9 protein-coding genes are annotated in these 14870 nt (G+C 70.4%); 4 read left to right on the forward strand and 5 right to left on the reverse strand.

Annotated features, from left to right (window positions below; translation table 11 throughout):
- Positions 1 to 368 precede the first annotated feature (368 nt).
- Positions 369 to 6410: a PAS domain S-box protein gene (locus I7X12_RS04100; RefSeq protein ID WP_198062601.1), complete on the forward strand. Its 6042-nt coding sequence runs from the start codon at positions 369 to 371 to the stop codon at positions 6408 to 6410.
- Between the two features lie 71 nt (positions 6411 to 6481).
- Here the strand turns inward: I7X12_RS04100 and I7X12_RS04105 are convergent, their stop codons facing one another.
- The gene (locus I7X12_RS04105) at positions 6482 to 7936 is read right to left on the reverse strand and encodes an FAD-dependent oxidoreductase (RefSeq protein WP_198062602.1); all 1455 of its coding nucleotides are present in this window, start codon (positions 7934 to 7936) and stop codon (positions 6482 to 6484) included.
- 249 nt (positions 7937 to 8185) lie between these two features.
- Between I7X12_RS04105 and I7X12_RS04110 the strand changes: the two genes are divergently transcribed.
- The gene (locus I7X12_RS04110; RefSeq protein WP_198062603.1) at positions 8186 to 8593 is read left to right on the forward strand and encodes an ArsR/SmtB family transcription factor; all 408 of its coding nucleotides are present in this window, start codon (positions 8186 to 8188) and stop codon (positions 8591 to 8593) included.
- 948 nt (positions 8594 to 9541) lie between these two features.
- On the opposite strand, the gene I7X12_RS04115 is transcribed toward I7X12_RS04110, so the two are convergent.
- Positions 9542 to 9952 (reverse strand): ArsR/SmtB family transcription factor, encoded by a 411-nt coding sequence (locus tag I7X12_RS04115; protein ID WP_198062604.1) that lies wholly within the window; start codon positions 9950 to 9952, stop codon positions 9542 to 9544.
- Between the two features lie 253 nt (positions 9953 to 10205).
- Between I7X12_RS04115 and I7X12_RS04120 the strand changes: the two genes are divergently transcribed.
- Positions 10206 to 10655, forward strand: a complete 450-nt coding sequence (locus tag I7X12_RS04120; RefSeq protein WP_232343028.1) for a pyridoxamine 5'-phosphate oxidase family protein — start codon at positions 10206 to 10208, stop codon at positions 10653 to 10655.
- A gap of 92 nt (positions 10656 to 10747) precedes the next feature.
- On the forward strand, positions 10748 to 10930 hold the full coding sequence (locus tag I7X12_RS04125) for a hypothetical protein (protein WP_198062605.1): 183 nt from the start codon (positions 10748 to 10750) through the stop codon (positions 10928 to 10930).
- Between the two features lie 46 nt (positions 10931 to 10976).
- Here I7X12_RS04125 and I7X12_RS04130 read toward each other — a convergent pair whose 3' ends face one another.
- From I7X12_RS04130 to I7X12_RS04140, 3 genes are read right to left on the reverse strand one after another with little or no spacing between them, the layout of a single operon-like run.
- Positions 10977 to 12230: an ABC transporter substrate-binding protein gene (locus I7X12_RS04130; protein ID WP_198062606.1), complete on the reverse strand. Its 1254-nt coding sequence runs from the start codon at positions 12228 to 12230 to the stop codon at positions 10977 to 10979.
- Positions 12231 to 12233: 3 nt separating this feature from the next.
- On the reverse strand, positions 12234 to 13481 hold the full coding sequence (locus tag I7X12_RS04135) for an ABC transporter substrate-binding protein (protein WP_198062607.1): 1248 nt from the start codon (positions 13479 to 13481) through the stop codon (positions 12234 to 12236).
- A gap of 23 nt (positions 13482 to 13504) precedes the next feature.
- Positions 13505 to 14770, reverse strand: a complete 1266-nt coding sequence (locus I7X12_RS04140) for an ABC transporter substrate-binding protein (RefSeq protein WP_198062608.1) — start codon at positions 14768 to 14770, stop codon at positions 13505 to 13507.
- Between the last annotated feature and the right edge of the window lie 100 nt (positions 14771 to 14870).

A 14870-nucleotide genomic window follows, 5' to 3' on the forward strand; every position in this document is an offset into this window, starting at 1 on the left:
GTAAGTGGTGATACAGCGGTCTTATACTCTAGTGGATCCGGAGCGAGACCGGCCACTCTCGGGCCGGCCGCTCGGTGACGCACCCAGGGGTCGCGCCCCGCGGCACTCGGCCTGCCCGCCCGTGGGATCGAGTCCGCGGCCCGACCCTGCGTATCGACGGAGCATCCCGGAGCCGTGGCACGGTCGACCTTTCAGGCTGCTTGGCCGCCCGCTCAGATTCCACCAGCGTGTGGAGGCGCGACGGCCAGGACGCGTCCAGGTGAGGGAGGCGCAGCAGAACGATCGGGGACAGTCCGGATTCCCGGTCGATCCCGGCCGATTCCGCGCCCTGCGAACGATTTAGGGGTATCCAGTCGAACATGATAGGCATGTTTCCGGTGGGGTCCGACCCCCTGCGGTGTGCGGTCGCGGGTACGGAGGCGGTCGCGGCGGCGCTCTCGAACGCGACAGCGGGCGGCGAGGGGTCGCTGGCGGTCGAGTCCGTCGATCCGCCAGCGGACGCGGACGCGCAGGTCACCGAACGCGAATCGGACTGTCTGGTCGTCGATAGCGGCGCGACCGGTGTCGACGCGGAGACGGTTCTCGAGCGGCGCAACGCCGAACGGCCCGAGATACCGGTTGTCGTGCTGACCGACGGATGGGACGCCGCCCGAGAAGCGGCGGCGCTGTCGGCGGGGGCGACCGAGACGCTGCCCCGTCGGCTCGCCGAGACCGACCCGGGGCTGCTGGTCGGGCGGGTCCGTTCGGCCGTCGACCGCGAGCACGCGAGCGACGCAGTCGAGGCGTTGTACGAGACTGTAGCCGGCGTGGCCGCGGTCCACGACCCGGAGACCGGCGACCTGATCGACGCCAATCGGGCGTTCTGCGAGCTGGTGGGGTCAGACCGCGAGACGGTGCGGTCGACGGCGCTCGCCGAGTTCACGGCCGAGGTGCCCGGGTACGACCGCGAGCGGCTGGCCAACGCGGTCACGAGCGTCGGCGACCGAGCGGACGCGACGGGTGACGGGCGAGACGCGACTGACGAGGGACCGGACCCGATCGAACTGGAGTGGCCGGTCGAGACGGCCGACGGGTCGGTTCGGTGGGTCGAATCCCGGCTGCGACCGGTCGCGCTGGGCGGACGGAGGGTCGTCCTCGCCGCGTCGGTCGACGTGACCGAGCGCCGCCGCCGCGAGCGGGCCTACGAGCAGGTGTTCGACAGCGTCAACGACGTGATCACGGTCCACGACCCGTGGGCCGAACGGCTCGTCGAGGTCAACGAGACGATGGCCGACCTGACCGGGTACGGCCGGGAGACCCTCGTCGAGATGGACGTCCAGGGTTTCACCGTCGACGAGCCGGGATCGGGCGGCGAGCGTGCCTACGAGGTCGCCCGCCGGGTCGCCGCGACGGGGGAAGCCGAGACCGACGAGTGGACGGTCGAGACGGCGGCTGGCGCGCGCCGAGTGCTGGAGGTGGACCTCGCGCCTGCGACGATCGCCGGCGAGGACCGGGTCCTGGCGCTGGCGCGGGACGTGACCGAGCGCCGCGAGTCCCAGCGGCGGCTCCAGCGTGAGCGCGACCGTCGGTCGGTACTGTTCGAGAACAACCCGGACCCGATGCTCAGAGTCCGTTTCGAGGACGAGGAGCCGACGATCCGAGAGGTCAACCCAGCCTTCGAGACGACGTTCGGCTATTCGGCCGACGAGGTCGTCGGCTCGGGCGTCGGCGAGGCGGTCGTCCCGGAGAGCGAGCGCGAGGAGTACGAGCAACTGCGAGCGACGGTCGCCCGCGGCGAGCCCGTCGACCACGAGATCACCCGCCAGACGGCCGACGGACTCCGGGAGTTTCTGGTCAGGGTCATCCACTTCAGCGCGGATCGGCCGGCCGACCGCGACGGGGGGAGTGACGCCGACGGGCCGGCCGACCGCGACGGGCCGGCCGACGCCTACGTCTGGTACACCGACGTCACCGAGCGGCGGGAGCTGGAGCGGACCTACCGCAACGTCTTCGAGAACGTCTCGGACGGGCTGATACTCCACGACCCCGAGACTGGAGAGATCCTCGACGTCAACGACCGCTTTTGCGAGATGAACGGCTACGAACCCGAGGAGCTGCGCGGGGAGACGGTCGACGTGATCACGGGGCCGGACCACGCCTACGAGGACGCCCGCGAACGCATCAGAGCGGCCCGCGAGGAGGGGCCCCAGCTGTTCGAGTGGCGCAACCAGCGCGAGAGCGGCGAGACGTTCCCCGCTGAAGTTCACCTCAGCGTCGTCGACATCCGCGGTGAAGAGCGCGTCCTCGGCAGTGTCCGGGACGTGACCGAGCGCAAGCGCCGCCAGCGCGAGTACGAGCAGATCTTCGACGGCGTCAACGACGGGATCGTCGTTCAGGACCCCGAGACGGCCCAACCGCTCGACGCGAACCGAACGTTTCTCGACCGTCTGGGGTACGACAGCGTCGCCGCGGTCCGCGAGGCGGGCCTCGTGGGGCTCAGCGCGACCGATGCGGGGTACACGGCCGAACGGGCGCGGGAGATCTGCCGCCGCGTCATGGAGACGGGCGAACCAGAGACCGTCGAGTGGCTCCAGGAGACGAACGCGGGCGAGCGCCGCTGGGTCGAGGCGACGGTCGACGCGGCGGTTATCGGCGGCGAAGACCGCGTCGTCTCGATGCAACGGGACGTGACCGAGCGCAAGCGCCGCGAGCGGCTGATCCGCGCGCTCCACGAGTCGACCGACGACCTCCAGGAGGCGGAGACGCCCGAAGAAGTCTGCGAGGCCGCCATCGACGCCGCGACCGAGGTGCTAGACCTCTGGCTGCCCACCTGCTGGCTCCGCGGAGGCGACGACGAGAGCAGTGACGCGGACGTGCTCGCCCCGGTCGCCGCCGGCGACGCGGTCGCGGATCTCTCCCCGGGCGACGGGCCGAAGCCGCTCGAGCCCGGCGATCTGGAGTACGAGGCCTACGAGTCCGGCGAACGGGGCGTCTACGACCCGGCGGCGCTCGACGGCGGGACGCCACCGGGGGACGCGGTGCTCGTCCCGCTGGGCGAGCGCGGGCTGTTCGGCGCGGTCGACCGGGACGGCGACGGGTTCGACGACGTGACGCTCGACGCCGCGGGGATCCTCGCTCGCCACGTCACCGCCGCACTGGACCGCGTCGAACGCGCTCGGGAACTCCGGGAGAGCGAGCGCCGCTTTCGGCTGATCGCCGAGCACATCGACGAGGTCGTCTACGTGGCGACGGCCGACTTCTCCGAGATACGCTATATCAACGACGCCTACGAGGACATCTACGGACGCCCCGTCTCGGAGCTCGCGGCCGACCCCACGTCGTTCGTCGAGGCGGCCCACCCCGACGACCGGGCCGACTACGAGGCCGACGTCGAGCGCTTGATCGCGGACGTCGAAGCGGGCGACCCGGCGGACACCTACGACGGCGAGTACCGGATCGAACGCGACGGGGAGACCCGGTGGGTCACCGTCACCCGGTTCCCGGTCGAAAACGAGGACGGGACCGTCGATCGGATCGTCGGCCGCGTGCAGGACGTGACCGAGCGCAAGCGCCGCCAGCGCGAGTACGAGCAGATCTTCGACGGTGTCACGGACGCGATCACGGTGTTCGACCCCGAGGCCGGCGACATAACCGACGTGAACGAGACCTACCGGGAGATGCTGGACTACGACCTCGAGACGATCCGGGAGCTGGGGATCGAGGGGCTCAGTGCAACCGACGAGGGCTACAGCGGCGACCGGGGGTGGGACCTCATTCGCGAGGTCGCCGAGACGGGCGAGCCCGAAACCGTCGAGTGGCGCGCCGTGACCGGCTCGGGCGAGCGGGTCTGGCTCGAAGTCACGCTCGCGCCGGCGGCGATCGGCGGCGAACTGCGGGTGCTGTCGATACAGCGCGACGTGACCGAGCGCAAGCGCCGCCAGCGCGAGTACGAGCAGATCTTCGACGGCGTCACGGACGCGATCACGGTTCAGGACCCGGAGACGGGCGAGATGCTCGACTGTAACGAGCGGATGTGCGAGCTGACGGGATACGACCGCGAGCAACTGCTCGCGGACGGGATGGACGCGGTCACCGTCCCGGAGGAGGGGTACTCGAGCGAGCGCGCCCGGGAGAGAATCCAGGACGTGATGGACGGCGAGGAGCCGGGCAGCCACGAGTGGCTGCTAGAGCGCGCCGACGGGGAGCGCCGACGGGTCGAAGTGACCGACACGCCGGCGACGATCAACGGCCAGCGCCGGTACCTGGCCATCATCCGCGACATCACCGAGCGGCGTCGAACCGAGCGGCGGCTCGGAGCGATCCTCGACCGGATCGACGAGGCCATCTTCGTGACCCGCGCCCGGGAGTTAACCGTCGCGTCCCAGTCGCCCGACTACGTGAGTTCCGGCTACGAGCGGATCTGGGGCCAGTCCCTGGAGGCGATCCGCGAGACCTACGAGGACGGCTTCTTCGGGACGCTCCACCCCGACGACGAGAGCGAGTACCGGGCGTTCGTCGAGGCGGTCGTCGCCGACGTCGAAGACGGGACGGCGGCCGACAGCTACTCCCACGAGTACCGTATCGAGCGCCCCGACGGCCAGCTGCGGTGGGTCCAGTCGGACTACTACCCCACCGACTGGGAGACCGGCGCCGACCGGCTCGTGATCGTGAGCCGCGACGTCACCGACCGGAAGGCCCGCGAACGGCGGATCGCGTCGTTCGACGACGCGACCGACGACCTCGCGACCGCGGACACCCCGGCGGAGGCGACGCGGACGGCCGTCGAGGCGGCCGCCGAGACGCTCGGTCTCCCGGCGGTCGGCGCGTTCCTCTACGACGGCGACGACGGCGTGCTCCGGCCGGAAGTCCTGACCGGGCCGCTCCCCGCCGACGAGGCCGTCGACCCCGTCGGGCCGGGGGACGGCCCGCTCTGGGACGGGTTCGCGACGGGAACGATCGTCGCCCCGGACGGCGGACGCGACGAGGCCGGCTTCGTCGGCGGTGGGAACGGGGCCGACGGCGGCGGCCCCGGCGTGCTGGCCGAACTGTCGACCTGGCGCGCGCTCGCGCTCGGCAACCACGGCGTCCTGCTGGTCGGCGCCCCCGAGGGCGAACTCGGACCAGAGACGATACAGGGAGCACACGTGCTGGCCGCGACGCTGGAGGCTGCGCTGAACCACCTCGAAGGGCGCCAGCGGCTCGAAGCTCGCGAGGAGCAGCTCCGCACCCAGACCGAGCGGGCCGAGCGCCTCGACCGGATCGCCCGGCTCACCCAGCGGGTCGAGGCCGCCATCACGGACGCGACCGACCCCGGCGAGGTCGAGCGGGCCGTCTGCGAGCGCCTCGCCAGCTCCGGCCCCTACGACCTGGCGTGGGTCGGTGGCGTCGAGGTCGGCACGGACCGTCTCGTCCCGCGCGCGGTCGTCGGCGCCTCGGAGGGGTACGTCGAAGGACTGGACCTGACGACGACCGACGACACGGCCGACCCTCACCCCGCGGTCGCGGCGTGGGGCCACGAGGCGGTGCGGGTGGCAGACTCGCTCGTCGGAGCGGGGCCGGCCGACGACTGGCGGCGTCGGAGCCTCGCGGAGGGGTTCCAGTCGCTGTGTGCCGTCCCGCTGACCTACGACGGGACCACCCACGGGGCGTTGACCGTCGGCACGGACTCGCCGAAGGCGTTCGGCGAGCGCGAGCGCGAGGTGCTCGCGCAGCTGGGCACCTCGATCGCGAACGCGCTCGCGGCCGTCGAGCGCCGACGGGCGCTGGAGTCCGACGAGACAGTCGAACTGGAGTTCGCCGGCCCGGGCGAGACGCTCCCGTTCGCCCGTGCCGCCGACACGGCCGACTGTCGGGTGTCCCTCGAGCGGACCGTCTCCCGACGGGACGGCTCGGTCAGCGTCTACTACGGCTTCGAGGGCGACGTGCCCGACGACGCGCAGACCATCGCGCGCCGAACGCTGCCCGGGACCGTCGACGTGGTGGCCGAGGAGGCGTCGTCGACGCTGGTGGAGACGCGGGCCGACGAGTGGTTCGGCGCACCGCTGGCGGAGTACGGCGGCGTCCTGCGCGAGGCGACGGCCGACCCCGACGAGGCGACGGTCGTCGTCGAGGTGCCGCGCCAGGCAGACGTGCGGTCGTTCGTCGACCGGTTGGCGGGGGTCGCGCCGTCGCTCGACCTCGTCGCTCGGCGCCAGCACCGGCGCCGGGACCGGACTCCGGCGGAACTGGCCGACCGAGCGCGCGAGCAACTCACCGACCGACAGTTCGAGGTCCTGCGGACCGCCCTCTCGGCCGGCTACTTCGAGTGGCCCCGGGCGAACGACGGCGGCGAGGTCGCCGGCCGCCTCGACATCACGCAGCCGACGTTCAACAAGCACCTCCGGATCGCCGAACGGGAGGTCTTCGGGCTGCTGTTCGACACCGATAGCTGACCCGCGGTCGTCCCGCCCGTGGCCGTGTGAACCGGGGCGCCCGGACGGCGACGGCAGTCGGCCGCTCGAGCTCACCGGACACCCTCTCGCTCGAGCGCGGCCAGCCGCTCGCACAGCGCGGGACCGAGCGCGACCGTCCGCAGGCGGCCGACCGCCGCCAGCGGCGACGCGGCGGCGTCGGGAACCGGGTAGTCGTGGTCGGACCGACCGTCCGCAGTCGTCCCGAAGAGAGTCGCGAGCCGTCGGGCGCGACCCGCCGCGTAGGCGCCGACGACCGCCGACGCCGGTCGCCCCGAGCGTGTGAGCGCCCTGACGAACGCGAGGGCGTCCTCGACCGCGAGGGCGGTCCGGAACCCGGTCGCCGGTGCGACGGGACAGGCGACCGGCCCGCAAGCGGCTACGCGGCCGTTCCCCCAGGACCCGGGCGGGGGCGACCGGTCGGGTACTCGAACCTGCCGGACGGTCGTCGGCTCGGCACCGTCGAGTCCCGTCGGGACCTCGATATCGTTCGGCAACGCCGTCTCGGGGGCGAGGTCGTCGCTCGCCTGGCCGCGGTCCGGGACCCGGGCCGTCACCCGGACGCACTCACGGGACTCGTCGGGACAGGGGAGCCGTTGCACGAGCGCGGCGTCGTGGTACCGCTCCCGGATCCGATCCCCACCGAGGCCGTCGTCCGTTTCCGTCTCGTACTGGACCAGCGTCGCTGACTCGACCAGGGATCGGCTGGTCGGGCGAAACGAAGGGTCCAGTCCGCCGGCGTCGACGACCACGTCGAACCACTCGCGGACGCCGTCGGCGAACTCGACGGCGACGCCGTCGTCACGGGGGGAGAGGGCGACGACTGGCGTGTCGCGCCGGCGCTGGCGACCGCCGAGGCGCGCTTCGAGCGCTCGGCGGAGCCCGCAGGTCCGGACGAGGACCGGCGACGCCTCGGTCGCCGACCGGTCCCCGACGGACGCGGCGTCGGTCGGAGCAGTCGAGTCGACGTCTCGGACGGTGACGCCACGGACGGCGACGCCGCGGCTCCGCACCGTCGAACCGACGTCGACGGCGTCGAGAGTCGCCAGCGCCGACGGTGTCAGGGCGGTCACCCGCGACCGAACCGGCGCGTCCTCGCCAGCCACGATCAACGGGTCGTACCCCGCTCGCCGGAGCAACAGCGCGAGCGTCGCGCCGACCCCGGTGGCCCCGACGACCAGGACCTGTCTGTCGGGATAGCCGCCGATCGCGTCGTCGGTCGGCACCCGGACCGCCCGGTCGCCGGACCGGTCGGTGCGGTCGGCCTCTCCGGTCCGGACCGTCGGGTCGTCGGCGCCGTCGTCGGACCCCGACCCCTCGTCGGGACGGGGTCGCCGACCCGCCGGCCGGTCGGAATCGGTCGCCGATTCCTCGTCGGTCGGCGGGTCGTGAGACGGCCCGGCGGCGCGACCGGAGTCGGTTCGCCACCGGTCGAGCGGACGGCCGGTCCGGCTTCGCCCGCCCGACGCGCAACGGCCACTCGGATGCGACGGTCGACGATTCTGCATTCGGTGACCGTTCGCGGCGGCCGTACCTAAGGGGTCGAACCGTGTTTCAGACCGGGAAACAGCGCGCCCGACCGGGGCGCTGTCGCCGAGCGGTGACCGCCCGGCCACAGCGCGCCCGCACGGTCGACGCGGCACCCGTGCGATCAGTTGTCATCACAACGTGTGTAGCCTCCGCGACCGGGCGGGGACAACGCCAGTTGCCAGTACACCGAGGGGAGTCGGGCCGGACGGTACGGACGAGACGGACCGATGGTACTCACCGAATCAGTGCGGTCGGAGCCAGCCCAGACGCCTGCCGACGCGACGGGCGACCTCTCGACCGACGAACTCCTGGAACTGCTGGACGCGGCGTACACGAGACCGATCCTCGAAGCGATCCGGACCGAGGCGAAACCCGCCCGAGCGATCGCGGAAGCCTGTGGTGCGTCCCGTCCGACGGTGTACCGACGACTGAACCGGCTGCAGGAGGCCGGCCTCGTCGACACCGACCTCGCGTGCGACGCCGAGGGGCACCACCGGACGGTGTTCGAGGCCGCGTTCGACTCGCTGACCATCGGATTCACCGACGACGGTCTCTCGGTGAAAGCCACCGGGTCCGACGTCGGCTCCGGCGCCACCGCCGACGACCGCGAGCCGGTACCGGCCCGCTCGCGTTGATCGCCGGAGTCGCGGTTGCGCCGTCCGGACCGTCCGTGTCCGCCGATCTCCCAGTCGTTCCTCGCCGAGTCCCCGACCCCGAGGCGGCCCCGCTCGGACCCGCGTGTTTCAGAGCCCGAAACACTGGTCGCCGTTTGATTACGGTCCGGGGGCTATCACCGATCACCCGCCCGGGCCGGAGGCGGGCGCAGTATCCGGTCGCTGTCACGCCCTCCGTGACGCGGACTCGACCCATCCCCTCCGTCGAGTCGTCCGGTCCCCTCCGTCGAGTCGTCCGGTCCCCTCCGTCGAGTCGTCCGGTCCCCTCCGTCGAGTCGTCCGGTCCCCTCCGTCGAGTCGTCCGGTCCCCTCCGTCGAGTCGTCCGGTCCCCTCCGTCGAGTCGTCCGGTCCCCTCCGTCGAGTCGTCCGGTCCCCTCCGTCGAGTCGTCCGGTCCCCTCCGTCGAGTCGTCCGGTCCCCTCCGTCGAGTCGTCCGGTCCCCTCCGTCGAGTCGTCCGGTCCCCTCCGCCGGACCCGCTCGTCGTCACGGGGACAGTCCACCCACCCCCTCGGCCCACCCCCTCCAACGGGGCTGGCTCCCGCCACCACCGCTGTCGGCCCCACCGCCCTGTCGGGCCGCGCCCGCCGTCTTCGGTCCCACGGCCCGTCTCTCCCGCGGCCGATTCGAGCCGGGTCCCCGCCCGCTTCGGCCCCCACGACTCGACACGGCCCCCTGCGACCACCGACTCGACTCCGGACCCGATAGGTCTCGCTGCCCGTCGACCGGAGCCGAGCGAGCGCCGAGCCAGGGATGGAGCGACGACTCGAGTCTCCGAGTTATAGTAGAATTTGAAAGCGTTTGCACGGTCGATCGCATGCGATCATGCGATCGTCCGAGCGATGTCTTTCAAATTCTACTATAGACGGTCCGGTTCCCGTTCCGTCGCCCTCGCGCACCGTTGTCGAGGGTCACCGTTCTCCGTCGCTGGCCGTCTCGACCGCCTCGGTGTCCGCGACGGCCCGGCGTGCGTCGTCGAGCAGCCCGTCCCCACCGGCGACCAGCACCAGCGGGTCGCCCGCGGGGGCGTACACGTCCATCTCCGTCCCCTTCTCGGAGTACCACTGGTCGACGACGGTGACGAGACCGGCCTCGGCGAGGTTGTCGAGGTGGTAGTCGGCGTTCTGGATCGACGTGTCGACACGCTCGGCCAGGTCCGACTGTGTCGCCGGCTCACGGTAGAGTTCCGAGAGGATCGACCGGGCGAGCTCGGAAGAGAGGACCGAGAAGACGACACCGGAATCGACGCCGTCGAGCCCGACGACCTCCGGCTGGCCGTCCGGCTGGTCGGCTCGTGACTTTCGAGGTAACAGGTGGCTCATACCCGATACAACCAGCCAGCCCCCCAGAAGTGGTCGCACTACGTCTGTCGACACCCCGACGCTCCCGGGCTAGATATATTGATCCGACGCGTACGACCGACCCGTCACGGGACGGACGCTGTTCCGGCCTACCGATCGCTCGGATCCCACTCACCCCTCGTTCGGTGAGCCTCTCGTCCCGATTGGGGACGGTCGGTAACGATTACTCATCGGGCTCCCAACAGCTTTCGAAGCGGAGAGCCAATGAACTCGTATGCAAGGCCTTCGCTGGATCCAGATGAGCGAGGACGAGCGCGACGCGTTTCTCGGACACGGCGGGGCGGGAGTCATCTCGTTCTCGACGCCGCCGGGCGACCCCCCGTTCACGCTGCCGGTCTCGTACGGCTACGACGAGGGCCTGGGGAACTTCTACTTCAAGCTCGCCGTGCCGCCGGACAGTCCGAAAGCCGAGGCGATCGACGAGCCGGTTTCGTTCACGTCGTACGCTCGGACGGACGAAGGGTGGCGCAGCGTCGTCGCCACCGGGACCCTCGAAGCGGTGGCCGACATGCCCGAGGACTCGGTCGCAGCACAGGGGATGTGGGCGGTCGACATCCCGTCGGTCGACATCTTCGAGCGGCCGCGCGAGGACGTACCGTTCAGTGACTTCCGGCTGGCGCCCACGCGGATCTCCGGGCGCAAGGAAGCACAGACCGAACCGTGACGGGGATGGGGCCACGACGCCAGCGTGGCTCTCGTTCGTCGTGCCAGCGGGCGGACCACGACGACTCCGCTGCCGGCGGGGGGCGGTGACGCGTGGCCGACCGGGTCGGGCTCGCCGAGTCGGTAGCGATCGCGGTCGGCGGGATGGTCGGCGGCGGGATCGTCGCGATCCTCGGCGTCGTGGTCGCGCCGACGGTCGGCGTCGAACTCCTGTATTTCGAGCGCGAGCCGATCCGGAAAGAACTGCGAGAGCTGGAGGGCGGCGGGTCGCGGTGAACCGCCCGCGTGGCCACCGCCGGCGGGACCGGTGTCGTCGAGATGCTCAGATCGCCCCGTCGACGATATCCGTGACCCGCTGGCGGTCGAACAGCTCCTCGTCACTCGTCACGTCACCGAACTCCTCGGGGAACAGCTGCTTTGCCGCCCGTTCGGTGAGGAACAGGTTGTGGATCGGTCCCTGGCGGAGGTAGCCGCTCCGGTAGACACGGCCGTTCTGGACCGCCGTCAACTCGCTCGCGACGGGGTGGTCCGCCATGTAGGCGAGGACGGTGTCACGGAATTCGGCGGCGGACTTGCCCTCGTGGCCACGGACCAACAACACGTCGGGGTCGACGGTGAGGAGGTTCTCGTAGTCGAGCTCCCCTCGGTTCTCGGTGCTGAGGTTCTCGATGCCGGTCCCCGCGAGGGCGTCGCTCACGCCGAGGTCGTTCCACTGTTTCTTGCTCGTCCCCTGGTCGGTGAGCCGGTACGGCGAGAACGTCTCGGGCTCGTTCGTGCCTTCGTAGGTCAGAAACACGGTCGGCCGTTCGCTGGCCGGAGGGAGCCGCGACTGCAGGTCGGCGACGAACTCGTCGTGGAGCGACTGCATCGCCTCGAAGCGCTCGCGCTCGTCGAACATCGCGGCCAGCTTCTCGAAGGCCTGATAGAGGGTGTAGTATCGGTGTTCGTGCCACCCGTCCGACCGCCGGAAGATCATGTTCCCGAGGAACGGCGCGACGTTCTCGCGGATCTCGTCGATGTCGTCGTCGCCCCAGTCGAACCAGTTGCGCAACATCCCCGTGTCGATGAGGTGAACGTCGCTCTCCAGTTCGTAGAACAGCTCTTTCGACATCCCCGCCTCGACCAGGTCGTTCGCCTCGATCTCCGATTCGTCGACGCTCACGCCCGGAAGCTCGTCGTAGGGTTCGGTGTAGTACTCGCCGGATTGCCCGATGCCGACCATTCCCTCGGCCTGTCCGAGCGCGACGCCCATGTCGGCGTAGTCCCCCCCGTAGGGCACCCACGTTTCGGGCACCGCGTCGAAGGTCACTTTCCCCATCGGCGCCATCGACACCGAATACGACTGCGACCCGCTCGCGGTCGCCGTCTCGGTGGCTGTCGGTTCGCCGTCGGCCGGCGCCTCTGTCGCTGTGTCTGTCGGCGTGGCTGACGGCGTAGTTCCGTCGCTCGCCGGGTCCGTCGGCGCCGATTCGCCGCCCGCACAGCCGGCGAGCAGGCCGCCGCTCAGGACGGCACTGTACCTTAGATAGTCGCGTCGGGTCGGTGCGTCGGTCTCGGTGGTGTCGTCGTCGGTCATGGTTCAGATGTCTCCGTTGACGATGTCGGCCACGCGCTGGTGGTCGAACAGCCAGGCACTCTCGTCGGCGAACGTCTCGTAGCCGTTCCACTCGCCGAACACCTCGGGGTAGAACTGCTTTGCGGCCATCTCGGTCTGGAAGAGGTTGATGATCGGCCCCTGGTAGGCCGTTCCGCCGGGGTAGAGCCGGTCGTTCCGGACGGCGGTGAGCTGGCTCCCTAAGTCGCTGTCGCGCAGCACCTGCTTTTTCTCCTCGAAGGTCTCGGCGGTCACGTGCGAGACGGCGTACTGTAAGACGAGGATGTCCGGGTCGATGTCCAGCAGGACCTCCCAGTCGACGTCCTTCGCCGTCTGAGGGTCGAGGTCTTCGAAGGCGTCGTTCATCCCGAGGTCCTGATACTGCTTCTTGCCGTTACCGGCCGCCACCTTGTACAGTGAGAGGGTGCCCGTCTCGAACTCGTCGTTGACCGACAGGAGTCCGACCTCGGGGCGCTCGGACTCGGGCGGGAGCCTGGCCTGAACGTCCGCGACGAACTCGTCGTGGACCGACTTGAGCGCCTCGTAGCGCTCGCGCTCCCGGAAGACCGCGGCGACCTTCTCGAAGGCCTCGTACAGTGAGTAGTACTCGTAATCGTGCCAGTCGCCCTGTCGAAGTCGAATGACGTTGCCGATGATCGGACCGATCTCCGTCGCCACCTCCTCGAAGTCGTCGGTCTCCCAGCTGTCGTCCAGTAGCTGGATGAAGTTCGGGTCCATCAGGTGGACGTCACAGTCCAGTTCGTAGAACGTCTCCTTGCCGATGGCGCCGTCGGCCCAGATCTGCTCGACGTCCGCGAAGGAGACGTCGACACCGGGGAGGTACTCGAAGAACTGGGTCGGCCAGTTCTGCGCGAAGATGGCCGCCTCCTGGCCGTCGTGCTGGCCGAGCGCGATACCCATGTCGCCGTACGTGCTGAAGTAGGTCATCCACGTCTCGGGGACGGCGTCGAACGCGACCTCGCCGGCGGGCGCCATCTCGACGGTGTACGACGTGTCCCCGGCCGTCGCCGTCTCGGTGGTCGTCGCGGACTGCGTCGCGGTGTCGGACGGTGTCGCCGTGGGTTCGCCGGGCGTCTCGTTGTCGGCCGCCGGAGCGGTCGCAGTCGACTCGCCGCCGCGACAGCCGGCCAGCAAGCCGCCGCTCAGGACGGCACTGTACTTCAGGTAGTCGCGTCGGGTCGGTGCGTCGGTCGAAGTGGTGTCGTCGGTCATGTCAGTTCCTCTCGCATTATCGGTCACGCCTCGACGCCGTCGGTGATGATACTCGCCAGCCGGTCGCGGTCGATCAGCTCGTCCTCACTGAACTCCGCGGGGAAGTACCCTGTCGCGTAGCGCTCGATCATGAAGAGTTTGTGGAGCGGTCCGCTGTAGATCGGACCGCCGCGGAACACCCGCCCCTCCTGGACGGCCGTCAGTTCGCCGCCGACGGGGTGGTCGCGCATGTGCTCGACGACGCGCTCCTCGAACGCCTCCCGGGAGAGCCCCTCCCCGTGGGTCCTGACCAGCAGCGAGTCGGGGTCGACCTCGAGCATCGCCTCGTAGTCGAGACTGCCCCTGTCGGTCGTCGAGAGCCCGTCGATCCCCGTGTCCGCGAACGCGTCCGACAGGCCGAGAACCCGGAAGTGTTCCTTGTTCGCCCCGTTCCCGGACAGTCGATACGGGTAGAACTCGTCGGGCTCCTCTCCGCCCCAGACGAGGGCCGCGTTCGGCCGGCCGTCGGGCGCGGGCAGGCGTGCCCCCACGTCGGCGACGAGTTCGTCGTGAATCTCCCGGATCGCTTCGTATCGCTCGCGCTCCTGAACGACCGCGGCGACCTTCTCGAAGGCGTCGTACAGCGTGTAGTAGCGGTAGTCGTGCCAGTCGTCCGTCCGCCGGAAGATCACGTTCCCGAGGAAGGGAGCGACGTTGCCCCGGATCTCCTCCAGGTCGCTCTGGTCCCACGCCTGGAACCAGTCGGTCAGTGCGTTGGGGTCGATGAGGTGCAGGTCCGCGTCCATCTCGTAGAACGGCTCCTTCGAGACGCCGTCCGACCACAGCTCCGTGAGTCCCTCGAGGTCGATCGAGACGCCCGGTAGCTCCTCGTAGTGCAGCGTCTTGTAGCGGGCCTGGAGCCAGATCGACTCGGCGGCGTCGCCGTGACCCAGCGCGACCAGCATGTCGACGTAGTCGGCGGTGAAGGGCGCGACCGTCTCCGGCACCTCGTCGAACTCGACGGTACCGACCGGTTCCATCGTCACCAAGTACGACTGCCGGGGCGTCGCCGTCGGCGCCTCGGTCGCGGTCGCTTCCGCAACTTCGCTCGCTGGCGTCGCCGTCGGGGTGGCCGTCTCCGTGGCCGCGTCGGCCCGCGCGTCCGCCGGTTCCGGCGACCCCGTCCGCTCCGGCGTCTCCGCGTCACCGCTCCCGCTACAGCCCGCGACGAGGCCGCCGCCGACCACTGCCGCGTACTGCAGGTACTCTCGTCGACTCGGTGCGTCGTCTGCCCTGGCGTCGTCTGCCATAGAGTTTAGGCCGACCTAAAATAATTTAATTCCTTCGATGTGTCACCGAACCAGTCGGACGAGCTGACCGCGACCGGTCGACGGGCCGCACGTTCGTGGC

Source organism: Halosimplex litoreum (assembly GCF_016065055.1).
GTDB lineage: Archaea > Halobacteriota > Halobacteria > Halobacteriales > Haloarculaceae > Halosimplex > Halosimplex litoreum.

Excerpts from the sequence above, each read along its gene's own strand:
- I7X12_RS04105 (WP_198062602.1), bottom strand. The coding sequence starts at position 7,936 with ATGCAGAATCGTCGACCGTCGCATCCGAGTGGCCGTTGCGCGTCGGGC.
- I7X12_RS04120 (WP_232343028.1), top strand. The coding sequence starts at position 10,206 with ATGCAAGGCCTTCGCTGGATCCAGATGAGCGAGGACGAGCGCGACGCG.
- I7X12_RS04115 (WP_198062604.1), bottom strand. The coding sequence starts at position 9,952 with ATGAGCCACCTGTTACCTCGAAAGTCACGAGCCGACCAGCCGGACGGC.
- I7X12_RS04100 (WP_198062601.1), top strand. The coding sequence starts at position 369 with ATGTTTCCGGTGGGGTCCGACCCCCTGCGGTGTGCGGTCGCGGGTACG.
- I7X12_RS04130 (WP_198062606.1), bottom strand. The coding sequence starts at position 12,230 with ATGACCGACGACGACACCACCGAGACCGACGCACCGACCCGACGCGAC.
- I7X12_RS04135 (WP_198062607.1), bottom strand. The coding sequence starts at position 13,481 with ATGACCGACGACACCACTTCGACCGACGCACCGACCCGACGCGACTAC.
- I7X12_RS04140 (WP_198062608.1), bottom strand. The coding sequence starts at position 14,770 with ATGGCAGACGACGCCAGGGCAGACGACGCACCGAGTCGACGAGAGTAC.
- I7X12_RS04110 (WP_198062603.1), top strand. The coding sequence starts at position 8,186 with ATGGTACTCACCGAATCAGTGCGGTCGGAGCCAGCCCAGACGCCTGCC.